This window comes from Ureaplasma rhincodontis, from assembly GCF_057537535.1.
This window is the reverse complement of record NZ_BAAKAX010000002.1, coordinates 63,410-86,325: the sequence shown is the minus strand read 5'-3', so window position 1 is coordinate 86,325 and position 22,916 is coordinate 63,410. Positions and strand designations below refer to the sequence as shown.

The window sequence follows — 22,916 nt, the reverse complement described above, 5'->3', positions numbered from 1 at the left end:
TAAAAGAGTATATATAATGAATAAATTAAATAAAAAATTAATTATTGCAAGTTCAAGCATAGTAGGAACTTCATTAATTTTAGGAACTGTTGTTCCTTTGTTTGTTGGAAGTATAACTGAAACAATTAAACATAATAAAGTTTTAAACTCAAAAAATTCAAAATCTGCACCTCGTGCCGCTTTTGTTGGAGATTATGGACAAACTGAAACGATCAGTTTTCCTAATGGCTCAAATTCTAACATACCATCTGTTTGCAAAATTTACACACCACTTGAAAATGAATACACTAAAGATGGAACAGCTGTAACTGGTTTAAATATTACACAAACATTAAGCGCAGATACTTTTGTAAACATTAAACTTCCTAGTTGAACAACAAGAATTGGTTTTCGTGCTTTTGATACATTTTTGTATGGCTCTTCAAATGATCTTAATAAGGTAATTAGAATTGATATGTCTGCTGCTGCTTCATTAACAAAAATGAGTGGAGGTTCAATTAGAGGACTTGACGAATTAAGAGAAATTGTTTTTAATAATTCTCTTTCTTTAATTGGAGACCCAGACCCAAATGTGTCAAATTATGATTCAGGAGAAAATTCAATGAAAGTGAATGTTAAATTGAGTAAATTAACAAATTTTGAAAACACTCAAATTGTAAGAATTCCTAATTCAACATTTTATGAAGACAATATTACTGAATTTGTTATTCCTAAAAATGCAACATATATTGGCAAATGAGCCTTTGGTGAAAATCCTAACTTAAAAGTGGTTTCATTAAAAAACACAAAAATAGAAACTATTGATAAAGAGGCGTTCCAGTACAACAATATTGAACATTTTTATGCTCCTGATACTGTTACAAGAATTGAAACAGGAGCATTCGCTTCAATGAACGGTGGTCATTCCGGAAAACATCCAACTTATAAAGTGGCTACAAGATGAAATATTAATCTTCCTTCAAAATATAATAATCTTAATACACTTAGTGGTCTTGGAATTAAGAATGCAAACGGTTCATCATTAAAAAGTTCTGATCTTACACCTGAACCAATCAGTATAAAAATTGATTATGCAAAAATAATTTCCAATTATCCCACAAAAACTGCTGATCAAATAATTACAACTTTGAATTCCTTAACGGGCGAAGAATTGTTAACTTATGTAAATTTCAATACATCTAGACCAGGATTAGAACCCATTGATTTTTTAAGAAAAATAAAAACCACATTAGATTCTAGTGGAAATATTACTTTCAACATTGAATTGAATAGCCTTTATTCTTCTAATGATTTAAATATTAAATTTGATGTTTCTAAATTGGATTCTAAATCAACCATTCTAAAAACAGTTATTGAAAACGCAACTATAAATGCAACTCAATATGAATACAATCAGCGTTCTACTTTAAAATCTTTATTAGATTCTGAAGTTCAAAAATACAAAACGGCTTCTACTATTGATAAAAAAGAAATTACAGCAACAGAATATCCTACTCTATATAATTTAGGAGTTCAAATCATCAATCCTGATTTATCTTCTGAACTTTCTGTTTCTTACACAGAATCTTTAATAAGCAATTCTATTAACATCGAATTTAAACTTAAGGGTTTATTTGTTGAAGGTGTTTTAGAACCCACTTTAGTTAAAACATTAAACACAACAGTTTTATTTAAACAAGAATCACAAACAACTTTTGTGAGTACTTCACAAACGAATAATGTGTTTGACATTTCATCAAGTGTTGATATTTCAAAAATTACTGCTTTTCAAACAGCTTTAGAAGCCGAAATTCAAGCCTGAAATGACAAAACATTTACTGACAGAAATTTAACTTTCTCTGATACAAAAATTTTAAAAGAATTAGGTGTTAAAGTTAGTGGTTTAAGATCAAATACCAATCTAACCTCTACTATTACAAGCACTTCAAACAATACAGTTGTTGTTAAATTAATTTTGAACAATGCAATAGTTAACAACTCAAGCTCAAATTTAGAATTATCTTATGTAGTTATATTTGGAGAAAAACCAATAACAACATTCACAACTTCTAAAACAAGTTCAAGTTTTGATTTAAGTGCAACAGTTAATAAAGCTAATCTTCAACAGTTTAAAGATGCTCTTAAACAAGAAGTTAATACTTGAAGACCAACTACTGATTTGACTGCTAATCCTATTCTAGGTGATTTATTTGGTTTAAATATCACAAATCCATCAACGGATTCAAGATTAACACACGTGATTACTGAATCAAATGACACTAATTCATTTTCTGTAAGATTAACTTTGTCAAAAGCATATGTTGATTCAACTTCAACCACTATTGATTTAACACAAGATTTTAATATAGTTTATAAAGCAGATTCTTCTTCCCAATTTACTTCTTCACTTCCTAACAATATATTAGATTTAACTGGCAAACTTAACTTTAGTCAAAAATCAGATTTAGAAACATTATTAACAACTGAAACTGATGGATGAAGCCCAGAAACAAACACCAACTATTTACCATCAACTGATTTTTTAAAATTCTTAGATCTTAATTTTGTTAACATCCCAAGTGGAGCTAAACTTTCTTATACATTGACTGCAGATTTAAAATCTAATACAATGATTCTTAAATTAACAGTAAATAATTTAGGTGTTAATGTTCCTAATTTAACGCAATACATTACTATTAAATGTACTGGTTATTCAAATGATACATTTGTTAGTTCTTTAGCAAGTAATACACTTAATTTAAGTTCAGTGCTTCAAGATAAAGTTTCAGAATTTGAAGCCAAAATTCAAGATGAAGTTAACAAATGAAACATAACTCCTGATTTATTGTTTGCAAAAGAAAAATATGCAATTCTAAATGCTTTAGGGTTATCAATATCAAAAGATGCAAATCAAGTTCTTGGTCAACAAAAATTAATTTTAGAATTATCTACATTTAATTTCGATCCAGATACTAATATTTTGTCTTTCTCATTGACATTAAAAAATGCTTATGTTAGTGGATCAACTAATGAATCTATACCATTAAATTTAAAAGTTGTATTTAATGATTCACCAGTAACAATTTTTAGAACTTCAAATCAAAACAATGTTCTTGATTTAGGTGATGTAGATACATCTAAGTTAGATTTGTTCAAAACTGAATTAAATAAAGAAATTACTGATTGAAATGATCCAATATCTGGACAAGATCCAAGTTTCTCAAGTTCTAAAATACTTAAAGCAATGGGTCTAAGTGTTACAAACCCTTCAACTTCAATGCAACTTTCTGCTGTTTTTGATACTAAGAATATAAGCACTCATAACACAATAGGAGTTACATTAAAACTTAGCGGAGCAACAACTGCTGGTTCAAATACAGGAATATTAGATTTAAACTTTACTGTTTGATTTAAAGACCAAAATGCAACAACATTTACATCTGATGTTAAAAATGCTCTTAAAGATATTAGTAAAGAGGCTAACATTGATCAAATGGATTTATTTGAAACTGAATTAAATAAAGAAATAGCTGATTGAAATAATTCGAAAGTGGCAAATTTTGCAAATTCTACTATTCTTAAATGATTAGGTTTAAATATCACTAATTTAAACACTGAAGCTCGTTTAGCTGATGCAGTTTATACTCCAAATAAACTAACAAGAACTTTAGGTATCAAATTAACTTTAGAAAATACTAAATCTAATGGAGTAACAACAAATAAAATCCCATTAGAATTCACTATCTTATTCGCTGATCTTCCTTCAACAATATTTAGTTCTTCATTATTAAATAATGAAATTGATATGTCAACTCAAGATAGAAAAGAATCAGAAATATATTTAACTGAATTACAAACTGAAATTAATTCTTGAAACGCAAAAACTATTAAGAATTTTGAAGGTTGTCCAAAACTTCAAGCTTTACAATTAACAGTCGAAAATTTAGGTAATACTTCTGAAATGAAATTAACTAATGCTTGATTTAATGAAGCTAGTTCAAAATTAAGTTTTGAATTAAGTTTAATAAACGCATATGAAAATGGGGCTACAAAAAATATTCCTATTCACTTCAATGTTCAATTCAAAAAAATACCAAAACCAGTAAAAGGTATAATCTTCTCAGAAACTGATACTATTTTATTCGGTTGTGGAGTTGGTTTGTTAGCATTAATCTTAATAATAATAATTTTAGTGTTCGGAATTAAAATTAAAAAAAGAGAAATCTAATTAATATAAAAAAATCATCCTTGGGATGATTTTTTTATTGTATTCAATTTATAATAGAGAAATCTTCTATTAAATAAAGGATTTATGTCAACCTTTAAATAATTAAATATTATTAATTATTTGTTTTTTCTTTTTTTGAAAATTAGTGAAATAACAGTAATTATTAATGCAAGAATTATTAGTCCACCAATTGTTCCTCCAACAATTGCAGCGTTATTATTATTTTTTGTTGTTTCTGTACTTTGGTCTGGGTTTGGAGGAACTGGATTTGGTGTTTGATTATCACCGCCGCCTTGGTCAGGTGTTGGAGGAGTTGTGTTATTGTCTCCGCCTTGGTCAGGTGCTGGAGGGGTTGTATTATTGTCTCCGCCTTGGTCAGGTGAAGGGGGAACTGGGTTTGGTGTTTGATTGTCGCCACCACCTTGTTCAGGTGTTGGAGGAGTTGTGTTATTGTCTCCGCCTTGGTCAGGTGTTGGAGGAACTGGATCTGGTTCTGGAGTTATATTAGGATTTAACACGTTAAATGATAATATATCAGCTTTATAGAAAGGTGAAGTTACTATATCAATAGTAATTGAACCGTTAGTTTCTAAAGTTAATTTAAAGTCTCTTAAAGTTAATACGTTCATCATTTTCTTATTAATATCATTATTAAAATGGAAGAATTGTCCAATTAATCTATCTTTTTGTAATCCTTTTTTAGAATTAAAGATTTCAATTTGTTTTTCTGGTGTATTAGTATCATTGAAAAATGCATTTATAAATGCTTGTTTATTTAAGTGAGAGGTCAATTCTCATTTTCTTTTAATTAGTAATTCTGTTCAAGGAACATCAGGATAGGGAGTTTTTATTCCGGCATCAGTTAACGATGTTATGCTAATTAATTGAGAAGGTAAATTAATTTTTCTACTTGTAACAGGATTTGTTGTTCTTTCGAAAGAACCAGAACCTATAGATGTTACAGTTTCTGGTAAGAAGTAAAATCCAAATGTTGAATCTTTGAAAGCGTTGTTTCCAATCGTTGTTACTTTTGTATGTGAAAAATCAAATAAATTAGTTGTAGTTGTAATACCACTAAAAGCAGATGCACCAATAGATGTTAAGCTGGTTGCAATATCGAAATCAACATAAAGTAATTTGTAATTTGCAAAAGTGTTAGATTGAGCACTAAATGCAGAATCACTAATAGATTTAACAAAAGATGGAATTTTAAGTTTGATATAGAAATTAGAACTTTGAGCTCCATTTTTAAGTTTTGTTTTAAATGTTTCTGAATAACCAGTTAATTCTCCAGTTGAATGATTAATTTGAAGATCTTCTGTTAAAGTTGTATACAAGTAACTTTTAACATTATTCACTAGAATTTCGTCGTATGTTAAAATTGTTTTTTGAATATTTGAACTATAGATTGATTTCTTCTTAGTTTCAATTTTATTTAATGTGGTTCCTAATGTTGCTCCTATAGTAGCAGTCGCAAATACAGCTAAGCTGATTTTAGAAATTGAAAAAATAGTTTTTTTTCTCATTTTTTTATCCTTATAATTACACACTCTTAATAATATTTTTTTAAAAGAGTTAAAGTAATTCTACACTTTTTTTTAAATTTTGGTAATAAATCTTGTAATATAAATGATTAATATAATTGTTTAATAAAAAACTCTCTATTAAATAGAGAGTTTAAATTGAGTTTAAAATAATTAAATATTATTGATCGTTTGTTTTTCTTTTTCTGAAAATTAACGCAATAGCAGCAACTATTAATACAACAATTAATATTCCACCAATTGTACCACCAGCAATTGCAGCAGTGTTATTATTTTTTGTTGCTTCTAAATTCCCTTCAGGTTGTTCAGGAGCTGGAGGAACTGGGTCTGGTGTTTGATTGTTGCCATCACCTTCACCAGGAACAATTTCTCCTGGAGGAATTGGGTTTGGTGTTGGAGGAGTTGTGTTATTGTCTCCGCCTTGGTCAGGTGAAGGAGGAACTGGATCTGGTTCTGGAGTTATATTAGGATTTAACACGTTAAATGTTAATAGATCAGTTGTATAGAAAGGTGAAGTTACTATATCAATAGTAATTGAACCGTTAGTTTCTAAAGTTAATTTAAAGTCTCTTAGAGTATTCATGATATTTTGTTTTTGGTTAATATCATTATTAAAATGGAAGAATTGACCAATTAAATCAGCTTTTTCTTGACCTTTTTTTGAGTTAAAAATTTCGATTTGTTTTTCTGGTGTATTAGCATCATTAAAGAAAGCAGTTATAATTGCTTCTTTGTTAAAGTGAGAAGTAAGTGAATTTTTACTTTGGATTAATGCATCAGTTCAAAGATTAGCTCCTTGTGCTGAAGGTTTTATTCCAGCAGAATTTAATGTCGCTACAGTAACTAATTTTGAAGGTAAACTAATAGTTTTGTTTGTAACAGGATTTGTTGTTCTTTCGAAAGAACCAGAACCTATAGATGTTACAGTTTCTGGCAAGAAGTAAAATCCAAATGTTGAATCTTTGAAAGCGTTGTTTCCAATGGTTGTTACTTTTGTGTTTGAAAAATCAAGTAATGGTGAATTAGTTTGAATACCACCAAAAGCTCAATCTTTAATTGTTGTTAAAGTATTAGGTAATGAAAGTTTTTTAAGTTTTGATGATCTAAAAGTATCACGTTCAATTGTTGTTAATTTTGTTCTTTCAAGACCTTCTAGTTTTCATAAATTTGGACAATTTGCAAAAACTGAATGTTCAAGTATAGAAAGAGTTTCATTAAATTTAACACTTGTTAAAAATGGATTATCAATAAAAGCTTGATTATGAATTTCATTTAATTGTGTTGCTTTTGAAAAATCAACAGCTAACAATTTATAGTTTGAAGTTGGATTTTTAATATTTCCAGGGTCAAATGAATTACGATATATACCTTTAACAGTGCTTGGTACTACTAAATTGATATAGAAAATTTCACTTAAAGGTCCAGATTCAATTAAATTTTTAAATTTAGGTGAATAACCAGTTAATATTCCTTGCCCAGTAATATCAAAGTCGTCTGCTTGTGTAGTATATACATACATATTATTGCCGTCAACTTGGATTTGATCATAAATAGGCGTTGTTTTTGAACTAATTGTTTTAACAGCAGCATTTGTAGTTTTAGTTGAAACTAATGAAGAACTTAAAGAAGTTCCTAATGTTGCTGCAGTAATTATTGCAACAGTTGCAGTTGCAATTGAAAAAATAGTTTTTTTTCTCATTTTTTTTATCCTTAATTTTATCACTCAGAAAACATAAATTTTAAGAGTTAAAATAATTTTATACTTTTTTTTGCAAAATTTAAAATAAATTTAATTTTTTAGTTTTCTACATTTATCACTCATGATTGTAATATCATTAATAATTGAGGGATTATCACTCTCTTTGTTAGTTAAAATTTGAATTATAATATTTGCCAATTGTATAAAGTCTTTTTCAACAAAACCTCTTGTAGTCATTGCAGGAACACCCAATCTTATTCCGCTTGTAACAAATGGAGATTCTTTATCATTAGGAATTGTATTTTTATTGCATGTTATTTTATATGAGTGTAAAATTTCAGCAGCATCTTTTCCTGTCATATTAAATGATTTTTTTACATCAATTATAAATAAGTGATTGTCTGTACCATTAGAAACTACACTACAACCTTTATTTATAAAAGTTTCAGAAAACGTTTTTGCATTTTTGATTATTTGTTCTTGATATTCTTTAAAAGAAGGTTGAAGAGCCTCTTTAAAAGAAATTGCCTTTCCGGCAATAACATGAAACAAGGGGCCTCCTTGAAAACCAGGAAATATTTTTTTATCAATAATTTTAGCAATTTCAGGGTCGTTGGTCATAATAATTCCACCCCTTGCTCCTCTTAGTGTTTTATGAGTAGTAGAAGTTATAATATCTGCAAATTCCATAGGAGATGGATGTAACCCCACAGCGATGGCTCCAGCAATGTGTGCAATATCAGCTATTAATTTAGCACCAACTTCAGTTGCTATTTTTTTAAATTTTGAAAAATCTATTATTCTAGAATATGCACTAGCACCACATATTATTAAATGTGGTTTTATTTCTTTTGCTATTTCTAAAACTTTTTCATAATCTATTAAACCATTATCATTAGTTGAATAAAAATGAGATTCATAAAAAGTTCCAGAGAAGTTAACTTTATGACCATGCGTCAAATGACCGCCAGAATTCAATGACATTCCTAAAATTCTATCTCCTGGTTTTATTAAGGCAGCAATTGCAGCTGCGTTAGCAGAACTTCCTGAATGAGCTTGAACATTAGCAAACTTAACATTGAATAATTTTTTAAGTCTTTCTATAGCTAACGCCTCGATTTTGTCTACATTCTCACAACCAGAATAATATCTTTTAGCAGGATATCCTTCTCCATATTTGTTTGTTAATATACTACCAGTTGCTTTAAGAACATCAGAACTTACAAAGTTTTCACTAGCAATAAGTTCTATATGTTCCATTTGTCTTTTTAGTTCGTCATTAATTATTTTTTCTATTTCTTTATCATTTTCAAGATTAATTTTTTTAAACATTACTATTCCAATCTTTATATTAATAATTATAAGAAATATAAAAAATAGATATTTTTAAAATTTAAAATAAATTAAAAAAACTAAGCTTAAATAATATTTAAACTTAGTTTTTTGTTGTAAGAAATTCGAGAAACTGTAATAACTAAGAAGTTGTTTTTTGAAACAACAAAATAGTAATTGTATTTATTGGGTACTTCAAAATAGTAATCTGTTCTGGTTTCGAATTCAAAATGAACTCCGTCAAGATCTTTTAAAATTTTTAATTCAATTTCTAAATTCGATCCAGAATAATTAAGTCTTTGTTTAGCTCTTTCGATTGCATGATGACTTACACTAAACTCATTTCTAGAATAAAAAGACATCTTTATTTTTTCCTTAATTTCTCTGAAATTTGTTGAAATTCTGAGATTCATTTAGAAACTATTTCTTTAGCTTCTAATCATGTTTCTTCTTTTTCTAAATCGATATCTAAAAGTTTAATAGTTTCTAATGGAGATAAACTATTACCAGAACTTAAGAATTTAAATAATAAGTCTTTTGAACCTTCTTTATTATTAAATATTCTTTCGCTAGCAATAATAGCAGCAACTTGGCCAATAGCATATTTATAAACATAGAAATTACCAACAAAAAAGTGAGAAATTCTTAAAGGAGTTACTAAACTATATTTATTAGGAAATTCAAGATCTTTAAATTCTTTTTTAGAATTTGTATATTCTTTTGTCAAATTGTAATATGTTTCTTCAATAACTGAATAATCAAAATTTTCAGAATTATTGATTTTTTCATTAGCGATCATTTCGAAGTTAGAAAAAATTACTTGTCTACTTGTAGTTGCAAAAAATCCTGAAATCATTTCATCTAATATCATTAATTTCATTTCATTGTCGTTAGAAAATTTATTTAATAAATGATGATTTAAAAGCATTTCATTAATAATAGAAGAAACTTCTGCATAAAATATAGAACACCCTTGATATATTTCTTGTTTTTGACCAAAGTAATAACTATTCATACTATGTCCTAATTCATGAACTAAAGTGTAAACAGATTGAATGGTTCCACAAAAATTCATAGAAATATAATATTTGTCTAATCCTTTTGTTCCGCCAATAGAATAGGCTCCAGTTTGTTTTCCTGGTTTAGGCATTCAAGATATTCATCTTTCTTCAAAAGATCTTTTGACTTGTTTAGAATAATCTTCACCTAAAATACTTAAAGCTTTAAGGGCTTCTTCTTTTGTTTCTTCTTGTGTATATTTAATTTCCTTTTTATATAAATCTACAGAAGAATCTCAAGGTTCGATTTCTTTCAAGTTAAGAAGTTCTTTTAAATAATCATTTCTAGAATCTAAATAGGTTCTATAAATATCTGAAAAATTTTTAACTTGTTTATAAACAGTGTTTATAAATTTTTTATCAATTTCATCAGAAAAAGCAGTAGCTGAAACATAATCATCAAAATTGCTTATTTTTGAATTTGTATTTAGCATTAAATAATTGTAATAAAGTAATTTAGTTAAAGTATCTTTAAACTTATAAATTCCTTTGTTGAAATTTATTCAAGAGTTTTTTCTAAGTTCTCTATCTTTAGATTTTAAATTTTTAAAAACATCAGATTGTGTTTTTAATTCATGCAGTTTATTATTAGAATCCAATGCAGATTCAAATTTAATATCATTATCAAGCAATGTAGAATAAACATCTTCAAAACCTGAATCATATATTGATAATTTCGTTAGAAGTTTTTCTTCTTCTTTAGATAATACATGTTTTTTAGTTTTGAATATTAAATCAAAACTTCTTTTGTATTCTTTGATTTTAGGATTATTTAAATATCTTGAAATCAATTCTTGATTTTCTAAAACAACATTAGTGTAATCACTAAGTTCAGTTGAAAATTTCATCGATTCATTAGAAAGTTTTTGAGTTCAATTATTTCAAGTAGGATTGGCAATATCTTCATTAAGATTATTACTTATAAAGTTATATAAACGATTAGAAATTTTTTCTAATTCTTCTGATTTATTTAAAAATTTAATAAAATTATTTTCAGTTTTTAAAAAATCTTTATACAACTTAATTATTTCTTTTTGTTTGTCTAATCATTCTTTATGTAATACTTCTAGTGGTTTGTTTTGTAATAGATGTTCTAGATCTCAACTATATTTATTCATATGTGTCCTTAAAAATTATTGAATAGATGTTATGTATATATTTTCTCAGTTTTCAGTTTTTACTTGTTTATAAATTTGTTTTATTTCTTCTTCTTCAAGATCAATTATTATTGATATATTTAGTTCTACTAAATTTCCAAACATGAAATTTAGAAATTCTAATAAATCATACATATCTGAATATTTGATATAAGAAGCTTTAATAAGAAGTTTGTGATTTTCTTTGTTATTTAATATTTTTTTAGTAATTGGGGCGTTTACAACGGATTTAAATCTTCTAACTCATAAAACTTTAGAAAGAAAATAATCCTTTCAACTAGCTTTGTTAGTAACTGGTAATATCTTTTTCTTTCTATATCTTAATACAAAAATAACTAATATAAAGAATAATGTTAATATCATCGGCACTAACGTAGAAGCTGTTGAAAAATATGATTGTCATATATTTCCAATTATAAGTTTTTGTCCAACTTGATCAACACTTAGAACAATTTGAGAAGCGGTTAAATTAGGATTAGCTTGTTGTAATATTTTTAATAAATAGTTTCTAGCACCCGAATTTAGAGTAAGAACCATTCCATTAGCTACATTGACTCCTTTTCCAGAACTTCCTGGTGGATAAAATATTTTAGTTCCACCAAACATGTCATATACACCAGAAGAATCTATTGTTTTTTGTCCAACATATCCTGTATCTGTAAGTTTTTGTAAATTTACTCCAGGATCATTAACCGCTGAACTTAACCAATTAGCAGCTGTTTTAGTAGTTAATATGTATCCAACTAATTGATTATTAGCTATTATTTCACCTGTCACATTCCCTTTTAATAAAGCTTGTGTTTTCATTACAGAACCTATCATGGGAAGAGCTGCACCTCATATTATGCAAACAAATAGTGAAATTCAAGATAGAAAAATAAACAACTTAATAAAAAGTTGTTTAGTTGATAATTTCTTTTCTGATATAGAAGGATTCTTTTTGTAGTCTTCTGAATAAAAAAATAGTTTAGAAAATCAATAAACAATAAAGTTTTTACGTTTGACAAAATTATCAAAATTTTTATTTAATTGTTTATAGAAAGAATTTTCGTTAACAACAAATTCCATATGATCATTTGATTCATATGCATCATTTTCAAATTCTGAATTATTAATAATAATAGATTTTGTTGTCATAGTTTATAAGTTTCTTTTATTAGTTTCCACGTAGATTTAAATCTTTAAGTAATTGTCTATAAGCTTCAATATCTCTTTTTTGTAAGTAAGTTAATAAGTTACGACGTTGAGCAACTTTCATGTATAACCCTCTTTTTGAGATGTTGTCTTTTTTATTAGCTATAAGGTGAGTTGTTAAAGATTTGATTTCTTCTGTTAAGATAGCAATTTGAACCTTTGTGTCACCTGTGTTAGTTGCTGAACCACCAAATTTTTTAATTAGATCAGCTTTTAGTTGTTTACTTATTGCCATAAGTTCTCCTTTTTTTGTTTAATTCAATTAAAAAAAGTCAATAATATGGAGATATATTAATAACAATTTTTAATTACTTTTTTGTTTAATATTATGTATTTATTATAACTTCTTAAAAGATTAATTAGTTATTTATTTTTTGAATTGTCTCTTTTGTAACCTTCAACTCTTTTTTGTTTAATAACCTTTTCAAGATGTTCTCTTTTATATTTTTGATTAATCTTTTTAATTTCTTTTGAAAGTTTCTTTTTATAACCAGGTTTTATTTTTTTCTTTTGATATTTAACAACGTTGTTAATTTCTTGAATTTGTTCTTCTGATATTTTAGGTTTTCTTGCTCTTACATATTGATTTGTTTTTTCAAGAGAGTTGTTCTTAATTTTCATATTAACGAAGTTGATGCCCTTTTTTTGAAGCTTCAATATTTTTGCATCTTCTTCGTTATTTTGAAATACATATGAAATACCTTCGTATTTAGATCTCCCGGCTCTTCCGGCTCTATGAACATATCATTCTGGATCATCTGGTAAATTCCAAGAAATAACATGACTAGCACCCTCTATATCTAATCCACGACTAGCTAAATCAGAAGCCACAACATATTGAAAATCTAATCTTTGAATAGATTTATAGTTGTTCTTTCTTTCTCTAGTTCTTAATCCACCATGTAAATGTATAACGCTTCTATTTTGTGATTTTAAATATTTATAAATTTCATCTGCTTGTTTTTTGGTATTTGCAAATATTAAACATAAATATGGATTAGTTGTATTAGCAATTGTTGCCAAAGCATGATATTTATCTTTAGTTCATAAAAGATAATGTTTAATATTTTCATTTTCATAAATAGATTTAGAAACATTAATTTCTTTAGTATTTGTAAAGTATTTAGCAAGTTGTTGAGAAAGTAAATTATGAATAGTAGCACTTAATGCTATTTTTTGAATTTCTTTGTTTTTTATAATATTGAAAATTTGATCTATTTCTTTAAAAAAACCAAGATCTAATAACATATCAGTTTCATCAAGAACTATAGTTTTTAATGAAGATAAATCAATTTTTGATTGTTCATAAATTTTTAAAAATCTATTAGGAGTAGTTACTAAAATTTGACTTCCATTATTAGTAGAAGAAATTTGTTTAGAAATTTCTTCTCCACCTATTCAAAGTTGAGTTTTAAGTTTTTTGTTGTTTTTCTTAAATATTTCTATTTTAGAAATCGTTTGTCTAGCAAGCTCTCTAGTTGGCAATATTATTAATGCTTGATATTTATTTGTTGAATAATCTATATTTTGCAAAATAGGCAACAAATAAGCTAAAGTTTTACCAGTACCAGTAGGAGCAACACCAATTATATTTTTGCTTCTAATGCCTAATGGAATTAATTTTCTTTGTATGTTAGTTGGCCTAACAAAATTATTTTGAATTAAAGTCGTTTCAATTCATTCATGTAAATTATAACTTTTCATATAAACTCCTTTTAACAAAAAAAATGAGCTGAGCTCATTTTAGTGGTATTTAATTGAATCTGAGATTTTACCATCTTTTTTCTTGATGATAATTGTGCATTTGTTTTCTCTACCAAATTCTCTTGCTTTTTCCATAGCTTCTTTTTTAGTTTCAAATACAAAACTTGCTTTTTCTCCACCTCTTTTCATAAGTTTTCATCCTTTATCTCCATGTGGTGATAAATAGTAAACATGTGAATCGTTGATTGGTGTTTTGTTAGATTCTTTTTTTATAGTTTCAATATTTGATTCTTCTTCTGTATTTGTTTTATGTTCAAACATATAGTCAGCATCAGCATGAGAATGAGTTGGAAGACCTAATTCTTCAATCAAGAATTGAACAACTTCAGTTTTACCTTTTTTCTCTATTGTTTTATTTAAAATTTTTGATAATTTTTTCATTAATTTACTCCATAGATAACTCTACTATTTTAATAAATTTTTTAAAATTTTAGAACTAATATTAGGATTACATTGTCCTTTTGTAATTTGCATTAGTTTTCCTAAGAAGAATTTTTCAACTCTTTCTGGTCTATCAGCATATTGTTCTAACATATTTTTGTTTTCTGAAATGATTTTTTCAAGATGTTTTTTAATAATTTTTTCATCTTTTATTTGAACAAAATCATTTGCTTTTATTATATCTTTAACTTTTTCATTTGTACTTATATGTTGAGTTAATATTAATTTTGCTTGTTTACCATTTATTTCTTCTTTAGATAATAAATCAAGCATTAATAATATTTGTTCTTTATTGAAAGAAGTTAAATTTGATAAATTCTTTTTTTCTTTTTTGAGATTGGCTATGATATCTTGAGATATTCATTTATATATAAGTAATTGATCTTTATTTTTATTTAATTCATTAAATAGTTTATATAAATCATAATCTCTCAACAAATGTTCTATTGATTTTTCATCTAAGTTTGTTTTTGATAAATCATTTTTGATTTGTTCTATTGATTTTGGAGATTCTTTTATAAATTCGTTGAATGTTTTGTCATCTAAAGATATGTTTATAATATTGGGTTCATAAATATATCTATAATTTACAGCATCTGTTTTGAACCTCATATGCTCAGTGGTGTTTGTTGAATCATTAAATCTTCTTGTTTCTTGAATGAATTCTTCTTCATTTAAGTACATAGAGATTTGTCTATTTGTTTCAAATTGAATTGCTTTTTCAACATTAAGAATTGAATTAATGTTTTTGATTTCTATTTTTGTTCCAAATTCTTTTTGACCATATGGTCTAATAGAAATGTTTACATCTACTCTTAATGACCCGTCTTCCATTTTTGCATCTGAGATATTTCCAAACAAAAGTATTTGTCTTAATTTAGTTAAATATTCCTTGGCTTCTTCTGCTGAAGAAATACATGGAGTAGTAACTATTTCAATAAGTCCAGATCCTGCTCTATTGAAATCAAGAAATATTTTATTATCTTTTGAGAATTGTTTTGCAGTGTCCTCTTCTAAATGAGTTCTCTCTATATGTATTTTTTTATTGTTATCTAATTTTATAAAACCATTTTTGCCAATTGGATGTCATTGCTGAGTAATTTGAAATCCTCTTGCTAAATCGATATAAAAATAATTTTTTCTATCAAATCTTATATTTTTATAATCGATTTGCATATTTGTAAAATTAGAAAATCAAATAGCCTTTTTAACAGCTTCTTTGTTTAATCTTGGAAGAGTTCCTGGTAATGCTAGATCATAATAATTAATATTAGTATTAGGTTTAGAATTATGATCGTTTTTAGAACTTGAGAAAATTTTTGTTTTAGTGTTCAAAACACAATGTACTTCTAAACCTATTATTGTTTCAAAATTTTTCATATTAATATTTTTTCTCCAATATTATTCTTTCTAATTTAAGAGCATTATTAAATATTTTTTGATCATCATATTGTTTAGCAAAAATATTAAGTCCTATGTAATCTTCATTAGAATGTTTTATAAAAGGAATAACCATTGAACCTAATCCTAAAAAATTAGCTATTTGTAAAATATTACTTGAATTGTTTTGAATATTAAAGTTTTTAATTTCAGGAGCATATATTGATGAAGCTAATGAAATCGAAATATCATATTTTTCTAAATCATTTGTTATTTGATAATTGATATGTTCAATGATTTTTTTAGATTTTAAATATACTTCTTCAAAATTATCTTCATTGGTTGCAATGTTTCCTATTAACATTCTTTTTTTAACTTCTTTTGAAATATAATCAGTTCTTAATTTCTTAAGAAGATCAAGATGATTTTTGTAATCAACTTTATTTCCTATTGTAATTCCATTTAAAGAATTTAAATTAGAAGAGCCTTCTGAATAACTTATTACTTTGTATAAATGAGGAATTATTTCAAAAATTTCTTTATTTATTTCTTTATAAGTTATTTCAAAGTTTTCATTTTTACTAATAAAATTTAAAAATTCTTCGTATTCTTTTTTAATTTTTTCATCAGTTTTTAAATCATATGTGTAAACTAAAACTTTTGTTTTCTTTGGTTCTTTAAGATTTTCAAAATAGTTTTCTTGATTATTTGAAGATGTAAAGTCCATTTCATCATGAGTAGCAATTTCAGACATAACAATAGCAGAGTCGGTTACATATTTAGAAAATATACCAACTGTGTCAAAAGATTCAGCAAATGGAAAGACACCATATCTACTTATAAGTCCATAAGAAGGCTTGTATCCAACAATACCAAGATAACTAGCAGGAGTTCTAACAGAATCTCCAGTATCTGTTCCTATTGAAAACATAACTTTGTTAGAAGCAACTTTTGTAGCAGAACCAGAGCTTGAACCTCCAGTTATCTTATTAGCATTAAACGGATTTAAAGCTTTATTGAATTCTGTATGTTGGCCAGTTCCACCTTGTGCAAATTCGTCAAGAACATCCTTAGATATTATTAATGAATTTTTGTTATTAATATTTTCAACTACTGTTGCATTAAAAGCAGAAACATAATCTTTAAAATACATACTACCAAAAGTGGTAACGTTATTTTTAAGATTAATATTATCTTTAATTGAGGAAACTGTACCAAACAATAAATTAGTGTTTTTTGTTATTTTAACTTTATCAAGTTCTTTTGCCTTATTAATTGCAAAAGATGAAAGATCTAACAAAGAACTTTCATAATCATTTTGTTTTAAATAATTTTGAAGATTTTCAGAAACAGTAATTTCATTATTTAAAAGTTTGTTTCTAAATTCTAATATTAAACTATTTTTCATTTTTAACTACCACTAAATTATCTTCAACTTCAATAGCATTATCAAAAATACCATCAGTGATTTGAATTACTTCATCTTCTCTTAAAAAGGTTTTATTCTCATAAACTGGTTTTAAATTTGAACTAAGTTTGAAATTCTTAATTTTAGAAAAAGAAAGATTGGTTTCTTCTTCTAATGTTTTGAGTATTTCTATTTCATTTTTTTTAAGTTCTAAATTTAATTCTTCTAGTGATTTTTTAAAATTCATAATTATCTTTCAATTATTCGTAATATATAGGGAGTTTTTTGCTTTCTGTTATTTCTGTTGTGTAATCATATTTCATCATAGGAACAACAATCTTAAAAATAGGATATATTATAGCTATATTTAATAAGACCATTGGAACAAATAAGAATGATCTAATAGTTAATCAAAACTCGAATCCTAATGTAGAAATATTTGCATCAAAAGCAGGAAGCATAACTACATCGACAATTGATGATGACAATATAATAGCTGCTAAAACAGGAGCAAAAGTAGAAAATCAATTTTTATTTGTTGTTTTTAATTCGTAAGAACATTTTGTTTTAAAAAGATTAAAGCTTATTTTTTTCTCGCCAACATGAAAATGTTTTTCATATTTTTGTGATGTGAACTTAAGTTGTTTTTTAGATTTGTTAATGAAGTAAGAAATTCAAATAACAACAATAGCAGAAACTATAAAACCAGATACTAATAATGCGATTTGTCAATCTTGTATTTTAATAGTTAATCCTAAGAAGCTTATTTCAAAAATTCTCAAACTATTCGGATTTAATAAATGAATTCCTTCACCAATAAAGAAACCTAATAAAGCAGCAATAATTGTAAATAATATTGTTGAATATATTGCAAAATTTAAATTTTTTCTTTTAGCAAAGACAAAAACAACTCTAATTAATCCACCAATAAGTCCATAAGCCATAGCTGCTATTAAATATCCATAGTGAAATACACCAGCTGTTAAAGCAACTGTCAAAAGATCAGTCATTATTCCAATAAACATTCCTATAAATGGACCAAATAATAATCCACCAATTTTAATAAGAATACCTTCTAACGTAACTCTTGTTCCAGGTCACGCCCTAAAAACAACATTAAGCAAATCAGCCGTTATAACTGTTAAAAGAATAATGACAGCAATAGATATAGCAATAACCATTGCTATATTGGTTATCCCTTTAACACCAACTCTTGGTAATATATAATATCTCTTCTTATATTTAACTGAATAATAGATTTTTTTAATTATAGATACAGTTAATATAGTGATAAAGAAGGCCAAAAAGACAAGAATGGCTTGTCAAGGTTCTAAAGACATAGGTTCAGCAAGCGGCGATACAGTTCTTGCAAATACTTCTTTCATTTATTGCGCTCCTTTATTAAATTTTATTTTTTGATAGTTGAAATATTTATTAATTGATAAAGTGTTGAAATTCCATTTTTATAATCAGAATTGTTAAATAATGGTGATTTTTTGTCATTATTTTTAACTGCAGTTTCAATTTCATTCTCTTTAGAATCGACTGATTGAATAACATTATTTAGTCCATCTAATGGATTATTTAAATTACTTAAATAACCTAAAATAACTAAATATTTATACATATTAAACGGCAAAGTGTTGTGTGAATTAACTACTTGATTCGTTTCTGAAAGTTTTTTAATTTCTTCATTAAATATATTTAATCTTTCAGATGTCAAACCATTAATTGCTGGGAAAGAAAAAGCAAATTGATTTTGAGAAACACCTCATGTAGGAATTAATGCTTTAGGAGTTTTAAATCCATAATAAGAAACTTTTTTGGTTATAACAGAATTATTAGATTCACTAATCATTACATTTGCAGCTACAAAACCATTTTCTATATTTGAAGAAACTATTTTGGCAGTAACATTCTTATTTGAAGGTATATTATTTATTGTTTTATAAAGATTTTCAAATCCTTTATTGTCAATTCTTGAGGCTTCAACGGCTTTAACAGAAAAATTTTCAGTTCCTTGTAAAAAATTAAAATTGGAAGCATCAATTGCGCCTTCAGGATAATTAGAATTAAATAATGTTGGTTGAACTGACATTAATCCATTTAAATAATAATTTGTAACTGGATCTTTATTTGTTTCAGTTGGTTTGTCGGCATGAGTATATCATCCACTATTTGCATTAAAATTCATATTAGAAACTGGCACTACATAAGTTGTTGAAGTGTATCCTGTTTTTAATCCAGCACTTTGTAAAGCTCTTCATTGACTTCCTGTATATTTTGATGCATCATTTAATATATTTACGTCAACACCTTGAAATTCTCCACCAGTTCTAGCTTTTTTGTATCATTGATAAGTTAAATTAACATTAGTTGCTTCAATGTTAAAATTATATTTTGATAAATTATTCTCATCAACTTGAGTTTTAAATGTTGGAAATCCACCATTGTTTCAAGATGGAGTAGTCGTTGCTGTGTTAGGAACAATATTTAAGTTCATAGAAATTTTACTTGGTCATAAAGAATATGAAGTATTGCCCTCTCCAGCTCCCATTAATAACCCAAGAGTGAATTCTTTAGCTAATGGAGAGTTAATAATTTGATTGTTTCAATTTGAAATTTGAAGTGAAGTGGTGTTTGATGGATTTATCGCTTGTGATGAAGAAGCGTTTTTAATTAATCCAATAGCAAATGTTTGAGCATTAGAATATATAGATTCAGTTATCGATAATATGTTTAAAAGTTTAAATGCATCTCCAACAGTAAAATTGGTTGCATTAATTCATTTTCCGTTTTCTTCATATCTTGCAGGAGAATCTTTATTTAAATCTGGTTGATCAATTACATATTGTTGATCAGGTTCTACTTTTGAACCTGGAGCTCTAAATTTAACAAGTTCTGCCACTTGATTAGCAGTCACTTCTTTGTCTTTTCATGAAGGAATAGGAATACCAAATCCATCAGTTGTTTTATTCATAAATACAACTTTTGAGTTTGTATACATTTTCATATTTAAAGTTTTGCCGTTTATAGTTACAGCAAAATCTGTATAAGGGCCATAAGGAGTAGAAGTTGAAGCACATGAAGTTGATAAAAGAAGTGGTAATGATAACACACCAATCGTTGCAACTCCTAATCCTAAAAATAATAATTTTTTTCTTGTTCTAATTTTCATCATTTGTTTTCTTCCTTATAAATTTAGTGAACTTACCAGTTGATTTGTTAAATGACAATTTAACCAATCCTGTTTCACCACTTCTGTTTTTAGCAATTGTAAATTCAACATTAACTACTGATTTGAATTTAACAATTTCATTATTGCTATTTGCATCATCTACTTGACTTCTATCATAATCAATAAATGAAACAATATCAGCATCTTGTTCAATAGCGCCAGATTCTCTAAGATCAGATAATCTTGGTCTTCTATCTTCACCGGTTCTTTGTTCTATGTTTCTTGACAACTGTGCAACAGCTAATACTGGTGTTTTTATTTCTTTAGCAATTATTTTTAGAGTTCTTGATATTTTTGCAACTTCTTCATTTCTTGAAGCAAAAGAATTTTTAGTAGACTCTATAAGTTGTAAATAATCAATAACTACTAATTTAATTTTATAACTTTTTGATAGTTGTCTTAAAGTTGAATGAATTTCATTAACAGTTATTTTTGAACCATCAAAAATTTTAAGATTTCATTTTGAAATTTCTTCATTTGTTTCTTTTATCATTTTTTCTTGTTCTTCATTTCATGAACCGTTCTTATAAACGTTGTTATCAAGATTAGAATTCATGCAAATTCATCTTTCGATTAATTGATCAGCACTCATCTCTAATGAGAAAAGAACAACAACTTCATCTCTTCTAATATTGTCGTCTTTTAAAATATTAGAAACAAAATTCAATGCTAATGCTGTTTTACCAATACTAGGTCTAGCAGCAAGAATTATTAATTCTCCTGGAGAAAAGCCATTAGTTAGTTTATCTATTCCTGAAAAATTAATTTTTACACCATTAACGTCTGCTTCGTGATTTTTTAATTTAGTCATTCTTTCATTAAAATCTTTAGTGTATTGTGAAACATCAACTAGAGAAGCTGTTGGTTTTGAAAGAATTATTTTTCTTGATCTTTCAAATAAATCATTAAATTTTTCATCAGCATTTAAAATAGTAATTTTTTCATCAGAAAATTCTCTATGAGCTTCTTCAAGTTTTCATTTAATAGAAGCATTAATTAATGATTCTATATAAACATTAATATTTTCAGATGTTGGATTTTCAGTTAAATATTTTGCTATTTTCTTTTTAAAGTCTAAATCTTGCATTTCACCAAGAAATACTTCTAAATTAAAATCTTTGCTCTTTGCATAATAATCCAAAAGTATAGTGAATATCTTTTTATTAGTTGGCTTCTTGAAATTATCAATTGTAATTTTAGAAACTATTTCTTCTCTGGCATCTAAATCTCTTAAGAAAGAAGAAATGATTCTTGATTCTAGATTTTCAAAATCTATTTCTATTCTTTTATATGACATTATATTGCCTTTACATTTATTTTAATAATAGCTGATGTGTCTTTTGATAAATTAATTTTAATTTTTGACGATCCAACAGTAATTTTGTAAGATTCATCAAACATAAATTTATTAATCAATTTTTCTTCTTTGTTAATTTCGGATAATAAAGCCTTGTTTGTTATGTGACCAAAAACAGCTCCGTTATTTGTTTTAAGTTCAAATTCTAAAAACATTTTTTCTAATTTGGACTTAATTATTCTTTCTTCATCAAGTCTTTTTTCGTTATTTATATTTAGTATATCTAAGTCTTTTTCAAGTTCTCTTAAGTTTTTCTCATTATGTGAAACAGCCAAATTTTTCTTTATAAGAAAGTTTTTAGCATACCCATCATTAACTTCTACAATGGTGTTTTTAAGACCAACACCCTTAACATCTTGTTTTAAAATTACTTTCATGATTAACTCCTAAATATAAACAAAAACCCTTAGTTTAGGGTTTTAAATTTATTCAACTATAAATGGTAAAAGAGCAACTATTCTTGCACGTTTAATTGCATTCGCAACTCTTCTTTGGTGTTTTGAACAGTTTCCATTAATTCTTCTTGGTTGTATTTTAGCAATTTGATTAATAAATTTGTTCAATGTATCAACGTCTTTATAATCAATTTGTTCAATACCACGTGAACAGAAATAACATATTTTTTTACGTGGTTTACGTTTTTTAAATTTTAAATTAGCCATAATTTTACTTCTTTCTAAATTTCATCGTCTCAATCATTATTTGAGTCTTTATCTTTTGAATTTGATTTTTCATCAAAAACTTCACCTAAGTTAATAGTTTTTTTAAATTCGTGTTCATCTGAACTACTTGAATAATCATTAGCTTCAGATTTTGAGGCACTTCCTTTAGTTCTAGAACCATAACTTTTAATATTATCTACAACTATATCAGTTGTATAAATAGTGTTTCCGTCTTTGTTAACATAACTTCCGGTTGTTATTCTTCCATCAATAACAACTAGATCACCCTTATGTAAATTGTTTTTAGCAAATGTAGCACTTGGACCAAAAGCAGCACAGTTAAGAAAATAACTTTGTTCTCATTGTCTAGCATCATTTACACCAATAGAAAAACTAGCAACATCTTTATCATTTTTAGTTTTTCTGATTATAGGATCTTTAGTTAAATATCCTGATAAAAATACTTTATTCATTT

19 protein-coding genes are annotated in these 22,916 nt (G+C 26.4%); 1 reads left to right on the top strand and 18 read right to left on the bottom strand.

What is annotated here, in order from left to right; genetic code table 4:
- The first annotated feature begins 16 nt into the window (after nucleotides 1-16).
- Entirely contained in the window at nucleotides 17-4,207 is a 4,191-nt protein-coding gene (locus tag AC27EK_RS02290) for a leucine-rich repeat protein (RefSeq protein ID WP_487231740.1), read from the top strand.
- 116 nt (nucleotides 4,208-4,323) lie between these two features.
- Here AC27EK_RS02290 and AC27EK_RS02285 read toward each other — a convergent pair whose 3' ends face one another.
- From AC27EK_RS02285 to AC27EK_RS02200, 18 genes are all read right to left on the bottom strand, one after another.
- Nucleotides 4,324-5,733, bottom strand: a complete 1,410-nt coding sequence (locus tag AC27EK_RS02285; RefSeq protein WP_487231739.1) for a leucine-rich repeat protein — start codon at nucleotides 5,731-5,733, stop codon at nucleotides 4,324-4,326.
- A 178-nt stretch (nucleotides 5,734-5,911) separates the two neighbouring features.
- Nucleotides 5,912-7,450, bottom strand: a complete 1,539-nt coding sequence (locus tag AC27EK_RS02280) for a leucine-rich repeat protein (protein WP_487231738.1) — start codon at nucleotides 7,448-7,450, stop codon at nucleotides 5,912-5,914.
- A 90-nt stretch (nucleotides 7,451-7,540) separates the two neighbouring features.
- Nucleotides 7,541-8,782, bottom strand: a complete 1,242-nt coding sequence (gene glyA / locus AC27EK_RS02275) for a serine hydroxymethyltransferase (protein ID WP_487231737.1) — start codon at nucleotides 8,780-8,782, stop codon at nucleotides 7,541-7,543.
- A gap of 86 nt (nucleotides 8,783-8,868) precedes the next feature.
- The gene (locus tag AC27EK_RS02270; protein ID WP_487231736.1) at nucleotides 8,869-9,195 is read right to left on the bottom strand and encodes a hypothetical protein; all 327 of its coding nucleotides are present in this window, start codon (nucleotides 9,193-9,195) and stop codon (nucleotides 8,869-8,871) included.
- Nucleotides 9,147-10,958, bottom strand: coding sequence for an oligoendopeptidase F (gene pepF, locus AC27EK_RS02265; protein WP_487231735.1), 1,812 nt, complete (start codon nucleotides 10,956-10,958; stop codon nucleotides 9,147-9,149). Before pepF ends, AC27EK_RS02270 begins: the two co-directional genes overlap by 49 nt.
- A gap of 15 nt (nucleotides 10,959-10,973) precedes the next feature.
- Entirely contained in the window at nucleotides 10,974-12,134 is a 1,161-nt protein-coding gene (locus tag AC27EK_RS02260; protein WP_487231734.1) for a hypothetical protein, read from the bottom strand.
- A 19-nt stretch (nucleotides 12,135-12,153) separates the two neighbouring features.
- Entirely contained in the window at nucleotides 12,154-12,426 is a 273-nt protein-coding gene (gene rpsO, locus AC27EK_RS02255; protein WP_487231733.1) for a 30S ribosomal protein S15, read from the bottom strand.
- Nucleotides 12,427-12,554: 128 nt separating this feature from the next.
- Entirely contained in the window at nucleotides 12,555-13,895 is a 1,341-nt protein-coding gene (locus tag AC27EK_RS02250) for a DEAD/DEAH box helicase (RefSeq protein ID WP_487231732.1), read from the bottom strand.
- 39 nt (nucleotides 13,896-13,934) lie between these two features.
- Nucleotides 13,935-14,336: a DUF2188 domain-containing protein gene (locus AC27EK_RS02245; protein ID WP_487231731.1), complete on the bottom strand. Its 402-nt coding sequence runs from the start codon at nucleotides 14,334-14,336 to the stop codon at nucleotides 13,935-13,937.
- Nucleotides 14,337-14,360: 24 nt separating this feature from the next.
- Nucleotides 14,361-15,776 carry an Asp-tRNA(Asn)/Glu-tRNA(Gln) amidotransferase subunit GatB gene (gatB, locus tag AC27EK_RS02240; RefSeq protein ID WP_487231730.1) on the bottom strand — a complete coding sequence of 472 codons (1,416 nt, stop codon included), beginning with the start codon at nucleotides 15,774-15,776 and terminating at the stop codon, nucleotides 14,361-14,363.
- A gap of 1 nt (nucleotide 15,777) precedes the next feature.
- On the bottom strand, nucleotides 15,778-17,184 hold the full coding sequence (locus AC27EK_RS02235) for an amidase family protein (RefSeq protein ID WP_487231729.1): 1,407 nt from the start codon (nucleotides 17,182-17,184) through the stop codon (nucleotides 15,778-15,780).
- Nucleotides 17,174-17,431, bottom strand: coding sequence for a hypothetical protein (locus tag AC27EK_RS02230; RefSeq protein WP_487231728.1), 258 nt, complete (start codon nucleotides 17,429-17,431; stop codon nucleotides 17,174-17,176). Before AC27EK_RS02230 ends, AC27EK_RS02235 begins: the two co-directional genes overlap by 11 nt.
- A 13-nt stretch (nucleotides 17,432-17,444) precedes the next feature.
- Nucleotides 17,445-18,569, bottom strand: coding sequence for a hypothetical protein (locus AC27EK_RS02225; protein ID WP_487231727.1), 1,125 nt, complete (start codon nucleotides 18,567-18,569; stop codon nucleotides 17,445-17,447).
- Between the two features lie 23 nt (nucleotides 18,570-18,592).
- Nucleotides 18,593-20,365, bottom strand: a complete 1,773-nt coding sequence (locus AC27EK_RS02220; protein WP_487231726.1) for a hypothetical protein — start codon at nucleotides 20,363-20,365, stop codon at nucleotides 18,593-18,595.
- Complete coding sequence (locus AC27EK_RS02215) at nucleotides 20,352-21,719, bottom strand: DnaB family ATPase (RefSeq protein ID WP_487231725.1); 1,368 nt, start codon at nucleotides 21,717-21,719, stop codon at nucleotides 20,352-20,354. Before AC27EK_RS02215 ends, AC27EK_RS02220 begins: the two co-directional genes overlap by 14 nt.
- Entirely contained in the window at nucleotides 21,719-22,156 is a 438-nt protein-coding gene (rplI, locus tag AC27EK_RS02210) for a 50S ribosomal protein L9 (RefSeq protein WP_487231724.1), read from the bottom strand. Before rplI ends, AC27EK_RS02215 begins: the two co-directional genes overlap by 1 nt.
- 48 nt (nucleotides 22,157-22,204) lie before the next feature.
- Complete coding sequence (gene rpsR / locus AC27EK_RS02205; RefSeq protein ID WP_487231723.1) at nucleotides 22,205-22,441, bottom strand: 30S ribosomal protein S18; 237 nt, start codon at nucleotides 22,439-22,441, stop codon at nucleotides 22,205-22,207.
- Nucleotides 22,442-22,455: 14 nt separating this feature from the next.
- On the bottom strand, nucleotides 22,456-22,914 hold the full coding sequence (locus AC27EK_RS02200) for a single-stranded DNA-binding protein (RefSeq protein WP_487231722.1): 459 nt from the start codon (nucleotides 22,912-22,914) through the stop codon (nucleotides 22,456-22,458).
- Between the last annotated feature and the right edge of the window lie 2 nt (nucleotides 22,915-22,916).